The sequence below is a fragment of the Erwinia psychrophila genome, assembly GCF_039023475.1.
Lineage (GTDB): Bacteria > Pseudomonadota > Gammaproteobacteria > Enterobacterales > Enterobacteriaceae > Erwinia.
The window spans coordinates 198,735-215,481 of record NZ_JBCHVB010000001.1 but is presented as its reverse complement, the minus strand read 5'-3'; the positions used below and the strand labels follow the sequence as shown (position 1 = coordinate 215,481).

Below are 16,747 nucleotides of genomic sequence, written 5' to 3'. Positions count from 1 at the left end.
CTGCCACGACGATTTAACTACAGCATAACATCGCGTGACTATACTCATAGGTTCAGACTTGTTTACTAATAGAGTTTAACTTCCATCAGGAGAGTATTATGGCCGTTACAAATGTTGCTGAACTCAACGCACTGGTTGAACGTGTAAAACAAGCCCAGCGAGAATACGCCAATTTCACTCAAGAACAGGTTGACAAAATTTTCCGTGCTGCGGCTCTCGCCGCCGCTGATGCCCGTATCCCGCTGGCTAAAATGGCCGTTGCGGAGTCAGGTATGGGTATTGTCGAAGATAAGGTAATTAAAAACCACTTCGCTTCCGAATATATCTACAACGCTTATAAAGATGAAAAAACCTGCGGTATCCTTGATACCGATGATACTTTCGGCACCATCACTATTGCCGAACCAACCGGCCTGATTTGCGGTATTGTCCCTACCACTAACCCCACTTCTACCGCCATCTTCAAAGCGCTTATCAGCCTGAAAACCCGTAACGGCATTATCTTCTCGCCGCATCCTCGTGCGAAAGATGCGACCAATAAGGCGGCTGATATTGTGCTTCAGGCTGCTATCGCGGCGGGCGCGCCAAAAGATATCATCGGCTGGATTGACGTCCCTTCCGTCGAGCTATCTAATCAGCTGATGCACCATCCGGACATCAATCTGATTCTGGCGACAGGTGGACCGGGCATGGTGAAAGCGGCCTATAGCTCAGGTAAACCTGCTATCGGCGTTGGCGCGGGCAATACGCCGGTCGTTATCGATGACACTGCCGATATCAAACGCGCCGTTGCCTCAATTCTGATGTCCAAGACTTTCGATAACGGCGTTATCTGCGCCTCTGAACAGTCCGTGATTGTCGTGGATTCTGCCTATGATGCAGTCCGTGAGCGCTTTGCCAGCCACGGTGGCTATATGTTACAGGGCGAGGAGCTTAAAGCCGTTCAGAATATTATTCTGAAAAATGGCGGGCTTAACGCTGCCATCGTCGGTCAGCCAGCGGTGAAAATTGCTGAGATGGCCGGTATCAAAGTACCCGGCGACACCAAGATCCTGATCGGCGAAGTAAAACTGGTGGATGAAACTGAACCTTTCGCCCACGAGAAACTCTCCCCTACCCTCGCCATGTACCGGGCGAAAGACTTCGAAGATGCCGTCAGCAAAGCTGAAAAACTGGTCGCGATGGGCGGTATCGGCCACACCTCTTGTCTTTATACTGACCAGGATAATGAGCGCGAGCGCGTGAACTATTTCGGCGACAAGATGAAAACTGCCCGTATTCTGATCAACACACCGGCGTCTCAGGGCGGTATTGGCGACCTCTACAACTTTAAACTGGCGCCTTCACTGACGCTGGGCTGTGGTTCATGGGGCGGTAACTCCATTTCTGAAAACGTCGGACCTAAGCACCTGATCAACAAGAAAACCGTGGCCAAGCGAGCAGAGAATATGTTGTGGCATAAACTTCCAAAGTCCATTTACTTCCGCCGCGGTTCACTGCCGATTGCCATGGAAGAAGTGGCTACCGATGGAGCGAAACGCGCCTTTATCGTTACCGACAGGTATCTGTTCAACAACGGCTATGCCGATCAGATTGTTTCCGTACTCAAATCACACGGCATCGAAACGGAAGTGTTCTTTGAGGTAGAAGCTGACCCAACGCTGAGCATCGTGCGCAAAGGTGCCGAGCAGATGAATTCCTTTAAGCCGGATGTCATTATTGCGCTTGGCGGCGGCTCTCCAATGGATGCAGCTAAAATTATGTGGGTGATGTATGAACATCCGGAAACCCACTTTGAAGAGCTGGCGCTGCGCTTTATGGATATCCGTAAACGTATCTATAAATTTCCGAAAATGGGCGTGAAAGCGAAAATGATCGCTATCACCACCACCTCCGGAACCGGCTCTGAAGTCACGCCATTTGCGGTAGTAACCGATGATGCCACCGGTCAGAAATATCCGCTGGCTGATTATGCGCTGACGCCTGATATGGCTATCGTGGACGCCAACCTGGTGATGAATATGCCGAAGTCACTCTGTGCTTTCGGCGGCCTCGATGCGGTAACCCACGCGCTGGAAGCTTACGTCTCCGTTCTGGCGAATGAGTACTCCGACGGCCAGGCGCTCCAGGCGCTGAAACTGCTTCAGGAAAACCTGCCGGCGAGCTACCGCGAAGGAGCGAAAAACCCGGTTGCCCGTGAGCGCGTACATAATGCAGCCACCATCGCCGGTATTGCGTTTGCCAACGCCTTCCTGGGCGTCTGTCACTCAATGGCGCACAAGCTGGGTTCGGAGTTCCATATTCCGCACGGCCTCGCCAACGCCCTGCTGATCAGCAACGTCATTCGCTATAACGCTAATGACAACCCGACCAAGCAGACCGCCTTCAGCCAGTACGACCGCCCACAGGCCCGTCGCCGCTACGCTGAAGTGGCAGACCATCTGCGCCTGAGCGCGCCTGGCGACCGCACCGCACAGAAAATTGAGAAGCTGCTGGCATGGCTTGAGGAGATGAAATCTGAGCTGGGCATTCCAAAATCTATTCGCGAAGCAGGCGTGCAGGAAGCGGACTTCCTGGCGAAGGTTGACAAGCTGGCAGATGATGCCTTTGACGATCAGTGTACCGGTGCAAACCCGCGCTATCCGCTGATTGCAGAACTGAAACAGATCATGCTGGACACCTTCTACGGACGCGAATTTACCGAACCCTTTGCCAACGTTGCCGAAGCGATTGCCGCTCAGCCGGTGGAAGTGAAAAAAACAGAAAAGAAAGTGAAGAAGTAAATTAAAGCAAATCAAATCAAAACCCGCCGGAAGGCGGGTTTTTTTATGACGGAATATTTAAAAAATCTTATGAACCGCTGTATAAAAAGCAGGCAGAACGTTCATTGCGAAGCGTACCTGCCATTCTTACTCACTGAGCCCATGCTCGCCATGAATAGCCCGTAACGATCCCTGTTCTAATGCTTCTTTGTAATGCTTACGGCAAACGGAGACGTAGCGTTCATTCCCGCCTATCACGACCTGTTCGCCCTCTTTAAAAGGTGCACCGTTACTGTCCAGCCTCAATACCATTCCCGCTTTCCGGCCGCAGTGGCACACGGTTTTTAATTCCACCAGCTTATCCGCCCAGGCCAGTAAATAGTGGCTCCCGCTGAATAACTCGCCCTGGAAATCAGTGCGTAATCCATAGCAAAGCACCGGGATATCGAGGAAATCCACAACGTCAGATAATGCTTTAACCTGCTCCCGCGTCAGGAACTGGCATTCATCAACCAGCACACAGTGTACCGGTTCCAGCTGATGTTCCGTGCTTATCTCATTAAACAGTGAACTCTCGTTATTATACAATTTTGCTGGAGATGAAAGTCCAATTCGCGAGCTGACTTTACCCGTGCCGAAACGGTTATCTAACTCGGCGGTGAAGACCAGCGTGCGCATTCCGCGCTCCTGATAGTTATAAGAAGACTGCAACAATGCGGTGGATTTTCCGGCATTCATTGCCGAATAATAGAAATACAGCTGAGCCATCAGCATCAACTCCAGGTATAAGTTTGCAACAGGATTTTCCGGAGTGTATCACAACGGGCCAGACAGATGAGGGCGCCGTCATGCAAATGTTCGACCACCGTTACCGGGCAATCCTGGGCTGTTTTTTGCTTTTACAATAGATTGCATTATAACTGTTGCGAGTTTCGCATTTTATGATACAAAAGTGGCGCCGACGCGGCTAATATCCGGTGGATTTTCTGAAGGTTAGTCTGTGTTAATGAATTGGTAACGTGCGCTTCTGCTGTCCTAATTTTCTCATTTTTAAGCGAAATGCTAATGCATTACGCTTAACGCTAATAGAGCATATTCCTGCAAAATTCTGAGAATCACCCTGTTAATAAGGGCGAAGTGGCGCTGTTATCAGGATAATGCAATTCATCTTTTAAAATTACCTATTGCAGTTCTTATTCCCTCACCCTATTATTATCAGGCAGAACATCCCCCCACTTTTATAATTTTGAGATTTAGATAATGAGCGAAGCACTTAAAATTTTGAACAACATCCGTACCCTGCGCGCACAGGCCAGAGAGTGTACTCTGGAAACGCTGGAAGAGATGCTGGAAAAACTGGAAGTTGTGGTTAATGAACGTCGTGAAGAAGAGAGCCACGCACAGGCAGAGAACGAAGAACGCGTCCGTAAATTACAGCAATATCGCGAAATGCTGATTGCTGATGGCATCGACCCTAACGAACTGCTGTCCACGCTTGCCGCCGCTAAAGCGCCGGGTAAAACCAAGCGCGCTGCCCGTCCGGCCAAATATAAATATACCGACGAAAACGGCGAAGCCAGAACCTGGACCGGTCAGGGCCGTACGCCAGCGGTGATCAAGAAAGCCATTGAAGAAGAAGGTAAGCAGCTGGACGATTTCCTGCTGTAACTGCAGTTCAGTGCTTCAGAAAATTCCCCATTCCTGTAATGGGGTTTTTTATTTATCCCGTTTAAGATAAGCGTGAATTAAAAAAGGAAGCACAGCGGCTTCCCTTTTTCTGGTGTATCCGCTCAGTGGCTCAGACCTGATAGAATTCGCGATACCAGCTAACAAAGTTAGCGATACCCTCTTCCACTCCCGTCTGCGGCTTAAATCCTGTTGCCTCATAGAGCGCAGTGGTATCAGCACTGGTCTCCAGTACGTCGCCCGGCTGCATGGGCAGCATATTTTTATCGGCTTGCATTCCCAGCGCGTTCTCCAGCGCCTCAATATAGCGCATCAGCGTCACCGGCTGACTGTTGCCGATATTATAAACACGATAAGGCGCAGAGCTGGTGGCCGGGCTGCCCTGTTCGACCGTCCATTCTGCGTCCGGCTGTGGAATCACATCCTGAAGACGGAAAATAGCTTCGGCGATATCATCAATATAGGTAAAATCGCGGCGCATCTGACCCTGGTTATAAACGTCTATTTTCTCACCGGCAATAATCGCCTTAGTGAATTTAAACAGCGCCATATCCGGCCTTCCCCACGGACCATAAACGGTAAAGAACCGCAGGCCGGTGGTGGGAATACCATAAAGATGAGAATAGGTATGGGACATCAGCTCATTGGCTTTCTTCGTGGCGGCATAAAGAGAAACCGGGTGATCCACAGAGTCTTCCGTGGAGAACGGCATTTTACGGTTGAGGCCGTATACCGAACTGGAGGAGGCGTAGAGCAGGTGACCAATATGATTATGCCGGCACCCTTCAAGAATATTCAGATGCCCGATCAGGTTGGCATCCGCATAGGCTAAAGGATTCTCCAGCGAATAGCGTACGCCGGCCTGAGCGCCAAGATGAATAACCCGGTCAAATCCCTGTTCACGGAAAAGATGGGCGATACCTTCACGGTCGGCAAGATCGATTTTAATAAACTGAAAGGCTGAATGGGACTCAATAAGCGCAAGGCGGGCTGTTTTGAGGTTAACATCGTAATAATCATTCAGGTTGTCGATACCGACAACCTGGTGACCGGCAGCCAGCAGGCGTTCCGTTACGTGAAACCCGATAAATCCTGCTGCGCCGGTAACCAGATATTTCATACTGCCCTCGTTAATTATGCAATTTTATAGAAGCTCCGCGGCCGATTGCATAATAAACAAAACCGCGTTTGCTGACTCTTTCTGGATCATACAGGTTACGACCATCAAAAATCACGGGTTCTTTCAGAGCATTTTTAATGACGTCGAAATCCGGTGCGCGGAAATTCTGCCATTCTGTACAGATGACCAGGCCATCTGCGCCCTGCAGTGCTGCTTCTTTGGTGCCCATCAGCTTAAGATCGCTGCGGTGACCATAGATACGCTGCGCTTCATCCATCGCTTCCGGATCGAAAGCCTGAACGGAGGCACCAGCCTGCCAGAGGGATTCCATCAGCACGCGGCTGGATGCTTCACGCATGTCATCCGTGTTCGGCTTAAAGGAAAGCCCCCACAGCGCAAAGGTTTTGCCTTTAAGATCGTCGCCAAAATGACGCTTGATGAAGTCAGGCAGCTTGGTTTTCTGCGAGTCATTGACATCTTCCACAGCCTGTAACAGACGTGGCTTGTAGCCAATCTGTTCCGCTGTGCGGATCAGCGCCTGAACATCTTTCGGGAAGCAGGAACCGCCATAACCGCAGCCTGGATAGATGAATGAGTAGCCGATACGGGAATCAGAACCGATGCCCTGACGTACCTTCTCAACATCCGCACCCAGGCGCTCAGCCAGGTTAGAGATCTCATTCATAAAGCTGATTTTCGTTGCCAGCATGCAGTTTGCCGCATACTTGGTCAGCTCCGCGCTACGGATATCCATCAGGATCATACGATCGTGATTGCGGTTGAACGGCTCATAAAGCTCGCGCAGCAGCTCAACCACGTCATCATTGTCGGTACCAACCACAATACGTTCAGGACGCATACAGTCGCTGACCGCCGCACCTTCCTTCAGGAATTCCGGGTTAGAAACCACGTCAAAGGCGATGTCAGCGCCGCGCGCCTTCAGCGTCTCTTCCATTACGGCACGGACACGATCGGCGGTGCCGACTGGAACAGTGGACTTATCGATCACCACTTTATGTTCATTCATGTGCTGTGCGATAGTACGGGCTACGGCGGTAACATATTTCAGATCCGCAGAGCCGTCTTCATCCGGCGGCGTTCCTACAGCGATAAACTGCATGGTGCCGTGGTTGACGCCATCTTCCGCTACGGTGGAAAATTTCAGACGCCCGGCCTCATAGTTCTGCATCACCAGCGGCGTCAGGCCCGGTTCAAAAATTGGAATGATCCCTTTCTTCAGATTCTCGACTTTATTTTCGTCGACATCGATGCAAAGAACGTCATGTCCGACTTCGGCTAAAACAGCCGCCTGTACCAGACCCACATAGCCGATACCAAATACGGTGACTTTCATTGAGTTGTCCCGGTTAGAAATTAAACTTACTTTTTATTGCCAACAGTAGCGTCAAGCCACTCTTTGAAATCGCTGCCCAGCGTGTTATGGCGTACGCCATACTCAACGAAGGCCTGCATATAGCCCAGTTTGTTACCGCAGTCGTGGCTTATGCCTTTCAGGTGGTAAGCTTCAACGGTTTCTTTATCCATCAGCATTGCGATAGAGTCAGTCAGCTGAATTTCATCACCGGCGCCCGGAGGCGTTTTCGCCAGCAGAGGCCAGATATCAGCAGAGAGAACATAACGTCCCACTACTGCCAGGTTAGAAGGCGCCTTGTCGGCTTTAGGCTTCTCTACTACGCCTACCATTGGCGCACTTTCACCCGCGTTCAGTTCTGCGCCCTGGCAATCCACCACGCCATAAGCGGTCACATCGGCTACTGGCTCAACCATAATCTGGCTGTGACCGGTTTCATCAAAGCGACGCATCATATCGGCAAGGTTATCTTTCGCCAGGTTTGACTCATATTCATCGATGATAACGTCTGGCAGGATAACGGCGAAAGGCTCGTTACCAACAACCGGGTAAGCACACATAACGGCGTGGCCCAGGCCTTTTGCCAGACCCTGACGGACCTGCATGATGGTGACGTGTGGAGGACAGATAGACTGGATCTCTTCCAGCAGCTGACGCTTAACGCGTTTCTCCAGCATAGATTCCAGTTCAAAGCTGGTATCGAAGTGGTTTTCAATGGCGTTTTTAGAGGAGTGCGTTACCAGCACAATCTCGTTAATGCCTGCGGCGATACACTCGTTAACGACATACTGAATTAACGGCTTATCAACCAGCGGCAACATCTCTTTTGGAATCGCTTTTGTTGCTGGCAGCATACGCGTGCCCAGACCAGCTACAGGGATTACCGCTTTTTTTACTTTGGACTTATAGGTAGACATCAAAGTACCTCTCTTTAGGCCGTTCAAGTTATTACTTGATATGTCGATTAAAAAACGAAGTGAGTATACCAGTTCAACCCGGACGGAATTATCCTGGTTGAATCATTTCAGTATAATTTAAGACTATTACCCAAGTGTAAAGCCTAACTCTGGCCCTGTCTGCGGGATGCCGTTATAAAAAAAACGCGGTTCGGTTAATCCGTGGACAACATCAGGCGCAGCCTGCCGCCAGCGCCCCACACCTGACATTGCCAGGCGTCGCAACGCTGGCTTATTTGATTAAGATGCGTACTGCCCAGCGTGCCAAGCGGTACGCCATTACTGAGCTGTATTTGATGGGTATTGACGTTAAGCGTGGCATTTAAGCCGGCGGAAACAAGAATCAGATTTTTTAATCCCTGATGGTAGTAACCGACCAATAAAGGAAACTGTCCCTTCAGATTAGCCTGACGTAAAAGAAGATTAACCTGTTTAAGCAAACCATTTAATTCCGGCAGGCGCTGAGCCTGACCAGACAATTGATCCTGTAGCAGACCATTAAATAATGCGCGAAGCAGAAGAGCCGCCAGGACGCCATTATCGCCGGCGCGGGTAACATCGAGGCAGTAAAAAGCGAGATCTTTCTCAGACAGGGCTGCCACATCCAGCACCAGGCCGGGTTGCTCGGCGGTGGTCAACTGGCGATAGTTTATCCGGCAGTTAGCGATAACCTGCTGTACGGGCGGCTGAAGCTGCTTAAGCAGTTTTGCGGCTGCCTGAGGATCGCGTACCAGCGCATCCCAGTCCTGGAAGAGCTGCTCATCCTCCTCAACTTTAGAAGTAAACATGGAAGGATAGAGACATTCATAGACAGCCTCACGCAGGCGTCCCAGATCTTTGAGCGGCTTCAGCAGCACATCCTGGACGCCAAGGCGCAATACCTGCGCAATATCGGCCATGTTTTCGGTAGCGGAAATAACCAGAACAGGAATACCACTGCCCTTACTGCGGAGATGCTCAACCAGCTTTAACCCGTTCATTCTGGGCATGGCAAGATCGCAAATGATCAGTTCGGGGGTGAGATGCGTTAACCTTTCCAGAGCCTGAATGCCATCATCCGCCAGAGTAATGGTCGCGCCGAGCGCGCTAAGGAAATTATCCAGCAATGAGCGGAAAACGACTTCGTCTTCAACGATCAGAATCTGTTTCCCGCTTAATGGCTTGTCCATTATCCCCCCTTGTACATCAGATTACACAATAGTGGCCTATAAACCTCAATCGTGCCTGTCAGAATTGCCTTAACTCTCATTTTTCTCTTCCCGGCAAAGGCTTATGGCCTGCCAGTGGCAGCAATTCATCCATTTTTTTCTCAACGGCAAGCCGTCCAGCTTCGATCGCCTCTTCCGCGCGATGGAAATCCAGCGTAGAGATCTGCGGGCAGAAGGGCTGAATCAGCACGTCTGGCGGATCGCCAGCCATGCGATTTCGCTTGAGACGATTTTCAAGCACCTGGATAGAGGTGGTCATGATTTCCATCGCGCCGGGGCTTTGATTGATCTTTCGCTGTGCCACCCGGGCAAGACTGTTACGAATCCGCCCTCCCCAGCTGGTCACGACTTCGGCCGGGGCAGGCTCTTCGCTGTCGGGCGTGACGGAGAAAAGATCCTGCTGCATGAGGTGTGCATCATGCTGAAGATCGACGGCGATAACGATATCGGCGCCGAGCGCCCGGGTAAGAGAGACAGGAACAGGATTGACGACCGCGCCGTCCACCAGCCAGTAACCGTTCCAGGCTACCGGGGCCAGCAGGCCGGGCATACTGCATGAGGCACGTATGGCCTGGTGAAGATCGCCGTCGGTGAGCCAAAGCTCCCGGCCGGTACTGAGGTTTGTTGCCACGGCGCCAAAAGGTAAAGTGCACTGTTCGATACGTTCATGAGTGACCAGGCGACGGATGTGATTGAAAACCCGCTCACCCCGCAGCAGTCCACCGCGCCGCCATGAAAAGTCCATCAGACGAATGACATCCCAGTAGCCAAAGGAACGTACCCAACTTTCCATCAGCGGCAGGCGATCGCTGGCGTAGGCGGCCCCAACCAGTGCGCCAACGGAACAACCCGCCACAACATCCACCTTAATGCCAGCCCGCTCAAGCGCATTTATTACGCCAATATGCGCCCATCCCTTTGCCGCACCCGATCCTAGTGCCAGTCCAATTTTAACTTGTCTCATTCCACCTCTGGCATGCTTAAAACTTTCAAATGGCATCATTCCGGCCGCTCGGTTACCATGATGCCCAACTACTTTATCCGTTTTTTTATACTTTCCGGAGCCATCGTGTCTGACCCTTGCCCCTGCTGTAGCGGACTGGAGTATAGCCTATGTTGCCACCCCTACCTAAAGGGAGAGGCAATTCCTGATACACCTGAAGCGCTGATGCGATCTCGCTATTGCGGTTATGCGAAGCAGGATGCTGATTATCTTATCGGCACCTGGCATCCTTCCTGCCAGGCAGAGCGCTTCCGCGACAGTCTTACTGAAAGCTTCTCTTCAACCCGCTGGTTAAGTCTACAAATAATTGAGACTGAAACGCCAGAAATTAAGCCTGAAGGATTTGTGACATTTTTTGCGCGTTTCGCTGAAAATGGGCGGGAGGGGTTTATTCACGAACGTTCCCGCTTTCTTCGTGAGGAGCAACGCTGGTATTATATTGACGGAACCTACCCCGAGACAGGGCGTAACGATCGGTGCCCATGCGGCTCCGGCAAAAAATTCAAGAAATGCTGTGGTCAGTAATGACCCTTATTACCCTATTAATGGCTTCAACAGGATTACCATTGCAATGCAAGCGCAAACCCCGCAAAGAAAAGTATTAAGAACCATCTGCCCGGACGCTAAAGGGCTGATCGCCAAAATCACCAATATTTGTTACAAGCACGAACTCAATATCGTGCAGAACAATGAATTTGTCGATCATCGCACCGGGCGTTTTTTTATGCGCACCGAGCTCGAAGGGATTTTTAACGATACGACGCTGCTGGCAGATCTGGACAGCGCGCTGCCGGCAGGATCCGTGCGCGAACTGAATTCCGCAGGACGCCGCCGCATTGTGATCCTGGTAACGAAAGAGGCGCACTGCCTTGGCGATCTGCTGATGAAAAGCGCTTATGGCGGCCTCGACGTTGAGATTGCGGCCGTGATTGGCAACCATGAAACGCTGCGTACCCTGGTTGAACGCTTTGATATCCCGTTCATCCTGGCCAGCCACGAAGGCCTGACGCGCGAAGAGCATGATAATAATATGGCTGTGGAAATTGACCGCTTTCAGCCAGATTATGTCGTGCTGGCCAAATATATGCGTGTCCTGACGCCCGCTTTCGTGCAGCGTTACCCGAACCAGATTATCAATATTCACCACTCGTTCCTGCCTGCATTTATCGGCGCGCGTCCTTATCATCAGGCCTATGAACGTGGCGTGAAGATTATTGGCGCCACTGCGCACTACGTGAACGACAATCTGGATGAAGGCCCTATCATTATGCAGGATGTCATTCATGTCGATCATACCTACACCGCAGAAGATATGATGCGGGCGGGCCGGGACGTTGAAAAAAATGCGTTGAGCCGCGCGCTTTACAAGGTGCTTGCGCAGCGGGTATTCGTTTATGGCAACCGCACTATTATTCTCTGAAGGTGCACTCTGCTGGTTTGGCTGACAAACCAGCAGTCCGCGTAAAAAACCGGCAAACAATTGATTTATGGCCAGCGCGGGCTTTACAGCCTCACTCGATTTGGTATGATGCGCCCCGCTTAACAGCACAGAGCAAGGCCAGTAGTGGTGGGGTTCCCGAGCGGCCAAAGGGAGCAGACTGTAAATCTGCCGTCATCGACTTCGAAGGTTCGAATCCTTCCCCCACCACCATTACAGACTTCGGTTTGTCCGGCGTTGAAGCACATTTTTTCAGATTCCCCACGGGGAAGGATGAGAAGCTTCGACCTCGAAGGTTTGACCCGCAGGGCACGGAGCAAAGCGACGTGAATCCTTCCTGCACGGTGTCGCTTTCAGGCACCACCATTACAGACTTCGGTTTGTCCGGCGTTGAAGCACATTTTTTCAGATTCCCCACGGGGAAGGATGAGAAGCTTCGACCTCGAAGGTTTGACCCGCAGGGCACGGCGCAAAGCGACGTGAATCCTTCCTGCACGGTGTAGCTCTCAGGCACCAGCACTAAACAAGTAGTACGCTTCCCCTGGTGGGGTTCCCGAGCGGCCAAAGGGAGCAGACTGTAAATCTGCCGTCATCGACTTCGAAGGTTCGAATCCTTCCCCCACCACCATTTCAGACTTCGGTTTGTCCAGCGTTGAGGCACAATTTTTCAAATTCCCCACGGGGGAGGATGAGAAGCTTCGACCCCGAAGGTTTGATCCGCAGGACACGGCGCAAAGCGACGTGAATCCTTCCTGTACGGTGCCAACTTCAGCAACACACCATTTCAGTTCTACTCCAAACCTCAATCAAAACACCCTCTGCCATATTCCCCACGGGGGAGGATGAGAAGCTTCGACCCCGAAGGTTTGACCCGCAGGGCACGGAGCAAAGCGACGTGAATCCTTCGCGCACGGTGTCTACTTCAGCATCCCCTTTCCGTTATTGATAACCTCACGACCTGCCCTCTTCCTGCCGCGAAGCCTGAGAAGCACCTGACCGCGGTAACAGAGGGGAAGATGACTTTTAGGGGTAAACTCTGCTACCATCCGCGCTAAATTCTCTACCTGAAATGGCCTGCGCAATGAAATTTCTTTCTTTTAATATCAACGGGCTGCGCGCCCGACCCCATCAACTTGAAGCGATTATCGATCGGCACCAGCCGGACGTTATCGGCCTGCAGGAAACGAAGGTTCATGATGATATGTTTCCGCTCGAATCGGTGGCGAAACTGGGTTACAACGTTTTCTATCACGGACAGAAAGGTCATTACGGCGTGGCTTTGCTCACCAAAACCCAGCCTGTTATGGTGCGCCGCGGCTTTCCCGGCGATGACGAAGATGCGCAGCGTCGCCTGATTATGGCGGATATCGCCAGCCCGGTTGGCAATATCACGGTGATTAATGGCTACTTTCCACAGGGCGAGAGCCGTGAGCACCCGACCAAATTCCCGGCCAAGGAGAAGTTTTATCGCGATTTGCAAAATTACCTTGAGCAGGAGCAGAAAGCGAATAACCCGATGCTGATTATGGGTGATATGAATATCAGCTCAACCGACTCAGACATCGGCATCGGTGAAGAGAGCCGTAAGCGCTGGCTGCGCACCGGAAAGTGTTCATTTTTGCCTGAAGAGCGGGAATGGATGGATCGCCTGCTCAGCTGGGGTCTGGTGGATACCTGGCGCGCGCAGAACAGCGACGTGAACGACCGTTTTTCCTGGTTTGACTATCGCTCGAAGGGCTTCGACGATAACCGTGGCCTGCGGATAGATTTGCTGCTGGCCAGCCAGCCGCTCGCAGAACGCTGTGTGGCAACGGGGATCGATTATGAGATCCGCAGCATGGAAAAACCGTCCGATCACGCCCCCGTCTGGGCAGAGTTTAGTCTCTGAATACAACGCCTGAAAATGAACGGAGTCAGGTTTAAGCCTGACTCCCGGTCTTACTTAACTATTTGCCAGATCAGATTGTTTGTGCCAATGGATTGTTCATCACGCCGGCACTGAAGCAGCACGCCCTCCATCTTCACCACCGACCCTTCCGTATAGCTGCGGTTTTCATAGGTACAACAGCGCAGGCAGGGCTTCTGATTGCCGCTTCCTCCTTTGCTCCATGCTTCAGGGGGCAAATCGACCACAACGTCCGCGTTATAGCCATCATTGCCCGTGTCAGGGACGTTGTCATATCCGTCGCCGTGGCCCTGACCGCGATCGCGGTCACGCTGATAGTGCCCCCCGGAGGAGTGCTGCGTTTGCGCGGTACTCTGCGTAGTACTGCCGACATGCAGAGACTGCCCCTCCGCCAGCGCCTGGCCGCATAAAAGCGAAGCGGCAATCAACACGCCTATTGACGTTCTTTTCATCACTCAGTTTCCTTTGCCTTTGACGCCCTGCGTCGCGGTTTCGGTTTTTTACCCTGAGCCGCTGCGGGGAGACCACGGAACGCGTGCGCGGCAGGCTGCTGCCTCGCCTGTTCTATCAGAGTATGCAACGTTTCTACCAGCGGCATCATAAAATCCTGGTAGCGGCACTGCTTTTCACTGATTTTGGTCAGCGTGGACTCCCAGTGGGCGGTCATATCGGGACGCGCCGCCATTTCGGGCAGCGAATGTATCAGCGCCCGCCCGGCGGGAGTGGCATGAATATAGCGCCCTTTTTTAATTAAAAAGGCGCGCTTGAATAACAATTCAATGATCCCGGCGCGCGTTGCCTCTGTCCCTAAACCATCGGTCGCACGGAGGACTTTCTTTAATGCTTTATCCTGCACAAAGCGGGCGATGCCGGTCATGGCGGAAAGGATGGTGGCGTCGGTGAAGGGCCGGGGCGGCTGGGTTTGCTTCTCCACCACTTCGCCGCGCTCGCACAGGAGTTCATCCCCTTTGGTCACCACCGGCAGCGGCGTTCCGTCGTTTTCTTCATCGCGCTCCTTACTGCCGAGCAGCGCACGCCAGCCCGCTTCAGCCAGAAAGCGGGCTTTCGCCACAAATTTACCGCCGGCTATTTCTGTTTCAATCACGCATTTACGATAAACCGCATCCGGGCAGAACTGCATCAGATACTGGGTGGCGATGAGGCGGTAAATACTGCTTTCGTTCTCAGTAAGCCGGATGCTGCTACTGCGCGCCGTTGGCACAATAGCGTGGTGCGCATCTACCTTTTTATCATCCCAGCAGCGGTTTTTGCGATCGGGATTGAAATCCCCCGGCGGCGTCAGGTCGGGCTGATGGGCGTTAATGGCGTTCAGTACCGCATGGCGACCGGCATAATGTTCTTCCGGCAGATAGCGACTGTCGGAGCGCGGATAGGTGATAAGCTTATGCGTTTCATACAGTTTCTGGCAGGTATCCAGCACGGTCTGCGCACTAAGCCCAAAGCGCTTAGCTGCTTCTATTTGCAGACTTGAGAGCGAAAATGGCAGCGGTGCCGTCTCATTCTCGCGTTTATCATTGTAGCTGGTAACCATGGCAGGCTGACCGCCAATACGCGCCACCACATGCTCAGCCAGCGGACGATGCAGCAAACGTCCCTCTTCATCCTGATAAGGCTCGCAGGAGTCGCTGGGCTGCCACTGGGCCACAAAGCGCTCCTGCTGCTGCGTGACAATATGCGCTTTAACCTCAAAGAAGTCTTTGGGGATGAAGTTTTCGATCTCTTCATCACGCCGCACTACCATGCCCAGTACCGGCGTCTGTACCCTGCCCACGGAGAGCACGCCGTCGTAACCGGCATTGCGGCCCAGTAGCGTATAAGCCCGGGTCATATTGATGCCGTAAAGCCAGTCAGCACGGGCTCGCGCCAGCGCCGATACGCAGAGCGGGATAAACTCGCGGTTTTCCCGTAGCCGGCCCACCGCCCGCTCCACCGCCTGGGGATTGAGATCGTTAATCAGACAGCGCTGAACTTTTTCCCGCTTCGCGGCAGGCAAATCAAGGTAATCCAGCACCTCGTCCACCAGCAGCTGCCCTTCGCGATCCGGGTCTCCGGCATGGATGACTTCCGTCGCCTGCTCCAGCAGCTTTTTGATCACGTTCAGCTGCTTAGCGACTGAGGGCCGGGGCTGTAGCCGCCACTTTTCCGGCACTATCGGCAGATCCGCCAGCGCCCAGCGCGCATAGCGGCTGTTATAGCTGTCCGGCTGGGCCTGTTCCAGAAGGTGGCCCACGCACCAGGTTACCATGTGGTCGGTGCCACAGGCGATATAGCCGTCTCCCCGCCGGTGCGGTTTCGGTAGAACGTCCGCGATAGCGCGGGCCAGGCTCGGTTTTTCTGCAATAAACAAACGCATCCGGAGGTCACTTCCTGCTCAGCTAACAATGGCCTGTAAAGTCCGCTCCCTGACCCGGTCGGTCAGGAAGGAGAACTATCGTCTGCAACAGGCAGACAGGCTGGTTCCGCCATCATGGTAGCGTTTTGGACAAGCAGGAGTAAGAGCGCGTTCCCTTTTTCCTTTCCGTTCGCTCATTATCGCGACAAATTGCGGTGCGGTGCGCTTTCTCTTACTCCGGTGGAACTGGCGTCAGCTAAAAATAACGGACAAAAGGCGTGGTGTCGGGCGGAAGTACCGTGGTATGCGACTTCAGCTGCGGCGTACCGAGATAGAGAAACCCCACGATGGCATCCTGTTCCCGGCAGTGGAAGGCTTCCCGCACGGCAGGATGCTCCGTCCAGGCGCCGCTGCGCCAGATACCGTTAAAGCCCTGGGCCAGAGCGGCCATCTGCATCGCCATCACTGCGCAGCCTGCGGAGACGACCTGCTCCCAGCGCGGTACCTTATGATTTTCCTGGCAATGGGCCACCACGGTAATGATCATCGGCGCACGGAATGGCGACTGTTTTGCTTTTTCAATGGCCTTTTCGTCCATCTGATCCTGACGCGCGGCGCTTTCCAGAAGCTGGCTGAAACGCTCGCGTCCCGCCTCTTCAATGACCGTAAAGCGCCACGGCTGCAGCGTGCCGTGATCGGGGGCCCGCATACCGGCACGAAGGATATTTTCCAGCGCCTCGCCAGCCGGTGCGGGCTCAGCTAAACGGGATGCAGAACGTCGGTTAACCACTAAGTCCAGTGCGTCCATTTTACTCTCCTGATAACGCGTTTCAGTGAGCTGAAGCTAGCACAGGATGATGATTTGTTACAGCATAACGCTTTTTCCTGCTGACAATATCGCCGCTGATAATTAGGATGTCACCATCCTGCTCCGGTTTCGGCG

13 protein-coding genes, 2 tRNA genes and 1 pseudogene are annotated in these 16,747 nt (G+C 52.7%); 7 read left to right on the top strand and 9 right to left on the bottom strand.

The features are described 5' to 3' along the window. The first annotated feature begins 98 nt into the window (after nucleotides 1–98). Entirely contained in the window at nucleotides 99–2,783 is a 2,685-nt protein-coding gene (adhE, locus tag AAH446_RS01025) for a bifunctional acetaldehyde-CoA/alcohol dehydrogenase (protein WP_342904870.1), read from the top strand. A 126-nt stretch (nucleotides 2,784–2,909) separates the two neighbouring features. Here adhE and tdk read toward each other — a convergent pair whose 3' ends face one another. Further along, nucleotides 2,910–3,530 (bottom strand): thymidine kinase, encoded by a 621-nt coding sequence (tdk, locus tag AAH446_RS01020; protein ID WP_342904869.1) that lies wholly within the window; start codon nucleotides 3,528–3,530, stop codon nucleotides 2,910–2,912. A 492-nt stretch (nucleotides 3,531–4,022) separates the two neighbouring features. On the opposite strand from tdk, the gene hns reads away from it, so the two are divergent. Further along, on the top strand, nucleotides 4,023–4,430 hold the full coding sequence (gene hns / locus AAH446_RS01015) for a histone-like nucleoid-structuring protein H-NS (RefSeq protein ID WP_342904868.1): 408 nt from the start codon (nucleotides 4,023–4,025) through the stop codon (nucleotides 4,428–4,430). 130 nt (nucleotides 4,431–4,560) lie between these two features. On the opposite strand, the gene AAH446_RS01010 is transcribed toward hns, so the two are convergent. The 5 genes from AAH446_RS01010 to rssA form a co-directional block, all read right to left on the bottom strand. Then, nucleotides 4,561–5,568, bottom strand: coding sequence for an NAD-dependent epimerase (locus tag AAH446_RS01010; RefSeq protein ID WP_342904867.1), 1,008 nt, complete (start codon nucleotides 5,566–5,568; stop codon nucleotides 4,561–4,563). A gap of 10 nt (nucleotides 5,569–5,578) precedes the next feature. Further along, nucleotides 5,579–6,922, bottom strand: a complete 1,344-nt coding sequence (locus AAH446_RS01005) for a UDP-glucose dehydrogenase family protein (RefSeq protein WP_342904866.1) — start codon at nucleotides 6,920–6,922, stop codon at nucleotides 5,579–5,581. A gap of 26 nt (nucleotides 6,923–6,948) precedes the next feature. Next, nucleotides 6,949–7,857 carry a UTP--glucose-1-phosphate uridylyltransferase GalU gene (gene galU / locus AAH446_RS01000; RefSeq protein WP_342904865.1) on the bottom strand — a complete coding sequence of 303 codons (909 nt, stop codon included), beginning with the start codon at nucleotides 7,855–7,857 and terminating at the stop codon, nucleotides 6,949–6,951. Nucleotides 7,858–8,051: 194 nt separating this feature from the next. Continuing rightward, nucleotides 8,052–9,065, bottom strand: coding sequence for a two-component system response regulator RssB (gene rssB, locus AAH446_RS00995; protein ID WP_342904864.1), 1,014 nt, complete (start codon nucleotides 9,063–9,065; stop codon nucleotides 8,052–8,054). Nucleotides 9,066–9,141: 76 nt separating this feature from the next. Further along, complete coding sequence (gene rssA / locus AAH446_RS00990) at nucleotides 9,142–10,068, bottom strand: patatin-like phospholipase RssA (RefSeq protein ID WP_342904863.1); 927 nt, start codon at nucleotides 10,066–10,068, stop codon at nucleotides 9,142–9,144. Nucleotides 10,069–10,173: 105 nt separating this feature from the next. On the opposite strand from rssA, the gene AAH446_RS00985 reads away from it, so the two are divergent. The 5 genes from AAH446_RS00985 (at nucleotide 10,174) to xthA (ending at nucleotide 13,433) form a co-directional block, all read left to right on the top strand. Further along, nucleotides 10,174–10,632: a YchJ family protein gene (locus AAH446_RS00985; RefSeq protein ID WP_342904862.1), complete on the top strand. Its 459-nt coding sequence runs from the start codon at nucleotides 10,174–10,176 to the stop codon at nucleotides 10,630–10,632. A gap of 46 nt (nucleotides 10,633–10,678) precedes the next feature. Further along, entirely contained in the window at nucleotides 10,679–11,527 is an 849-nt protein-coding gene (gene purU, locus AAH446_RS00980) for a formyltetrahydrofolate deformylase (protein ID WP_342904861.1), read from the top strand. A 146-nt stretch (nucleotides 11,528–11,673) separates the two neighbouring features. After that, a tRNA-Tyr gene (locus AAH446_RS00975) sits at nucleotides 11,674–11,758 on the top strand. Nucleotides 11,759–12,088: 330 nt separating this feature from the next. Beyond that, nucleotides 12,089–12,173, top strand: a tRNA-Tyr gene (locus AAH446_RS00970). 453 nt (nucleotides 12,174–12,626) lie between these two features. Then, nucleotides 12,627–13,433 (top strand): exodeoxyribonuclease III, encoded by an 807-nt coding sequence (gene xthA / locus AAH446_RS00965; RefSeq protein ID WP_342904860.1) that lies wholly within the window; start codon nucleotides 12,627–12,629, stop codon nucleotides 13,431–13,433. A 50-nt stretch (nucleotides 13,434–13,483) separates the two neighbouring features. On the opposite strand, the pseudogene AAH446_RS19715 reads toward xthA, so the two are convergent. From AAH446_RS19715 to AAH446_RS00950, 3 genes and pseudogenes are all read right to left on the bottom strand, one after another. Next, nucleotides 13,484–13,714 (bottom strand): annotated as a pseudogene (locus tag AAH446_RS19715) (DUF1496 domain-containing protein); the annotation flags it as partial. Nucleotides 13,715–13,902: 188 nt separating this feature from the next. After that, nucleotides 13,903–15,825, bottom strand: coding sequence for a DNA topoisomerase III (locus AAH446_RS00955; protein ID WP_342904859.1), 1,923 nt, complete (start codon nucleotides 15,823–15,825; stop codon nucleotides 13,903–13,905). Nucleotides 15,826–16,060: 235 nt separating this feature from the next. After that, nucleotides 16,061–16,612: an NAD(P)H nitroreductase gene (locus AAH446_RS00950; RefSeq protein ID WP_342904858.1), complete on the bottom strand. Its 552-nt coding sequence runs from the start codon at nucleotides 16,610–16,612 to the stop codon at nucleotides 16,061–16,063. Between the last annotated feature and the right edge of the window lie 135 nt (nucleotides 16,613–16,747).

What these genes read in the sequence shown, in the direction of transcription:
- rssA (WP_342904863.1), bottom strand. Translation starts at nt 10,068, where the DNA reads ATGAGACAAGTTAAAATTGGACTGGCACTAGGATCGGGTGCGGCAAAG.
- rssB (WP_342904864.1), bottom strand. Translation starts at nt 9,065, where the DNA reads ATGGACAAGCCATTAAGCGGGAAACAGATTCTGATCGTTGAAGACGAA.
- tdk (WP_342904869.1), bottom strand. Translation starts at nt 3,530, where the DNA reads ATGGCTCAGCTGTATTTCTATTATTCGGCAATGAATGCCGGAAAATCC.
- AAH446_RS01010 (WP_342904867.1), bottom strand. Translation starts at nt 5,568, where the DNA reads ATGAAATATCTGGTTACCGGCGCAGCAGGATTTATCGGGTTTCACGTA.
- xthA (WP_342904860.1), top strand. Translation starts at nt 12,627, where the DNA reads ATGAAATTTCTTTCTTTTAATATCAACGGGCTGCGCGCCCGACCCCAT.
- hns (WP_342904868.1), top strand. Translation starts at nt 4,023, where the DNA reads ATGAGCGAAGCACTTAAAATTTTGAACAACATCCGTACCCTGCGCGCA.
- purU (WP_342904861.1), top strand. Translation starts at nt 10,679, where the DNA reads ATGCAAGCGCAAACCCCGCAAAGAAAAGTATTAAGAACCATCTGCCCG.
- AAH446_RS00950 (WP_342904858.1), bottom strand. Translation starts at nt 16,612, where the DNA reads ATGGACGCACTGGACTTAGTGGTTAACCGACGTTCTGCATCCCGTTTA.
- adhE (WP_342904870.1), top strand. Translation starts at nt 99, where the DNA reads ATGGCCGTTACAAATGTTGCTGAACTCAACGCACTGGTTGAACGTGTA.
- AAH446_RS00955 (WP_342904859.1), bottom strand. Translation starts at nt 15,825, where the DNA reads ATGCGTTTGTTTATTGCAGAAAAACCGAGCCTGGCCCGCGCTATCGCG.
- galU (WP_342904865.1), bottom strand. Translation starts at nt 7,857, where the DNA reads ATGTCTACCTATAAGTCCAAAGTAAAAAAAGCGGTAATCCCTGTAGCT.
- AAH446_RS01005 (WP_342904866.1), bottom strand. Translation starts at nt 6,922, where the DNA reads ATGAAAGTCACCGTATTTGGTATCGGCTATGTGGGTCTGGTACAGGCG.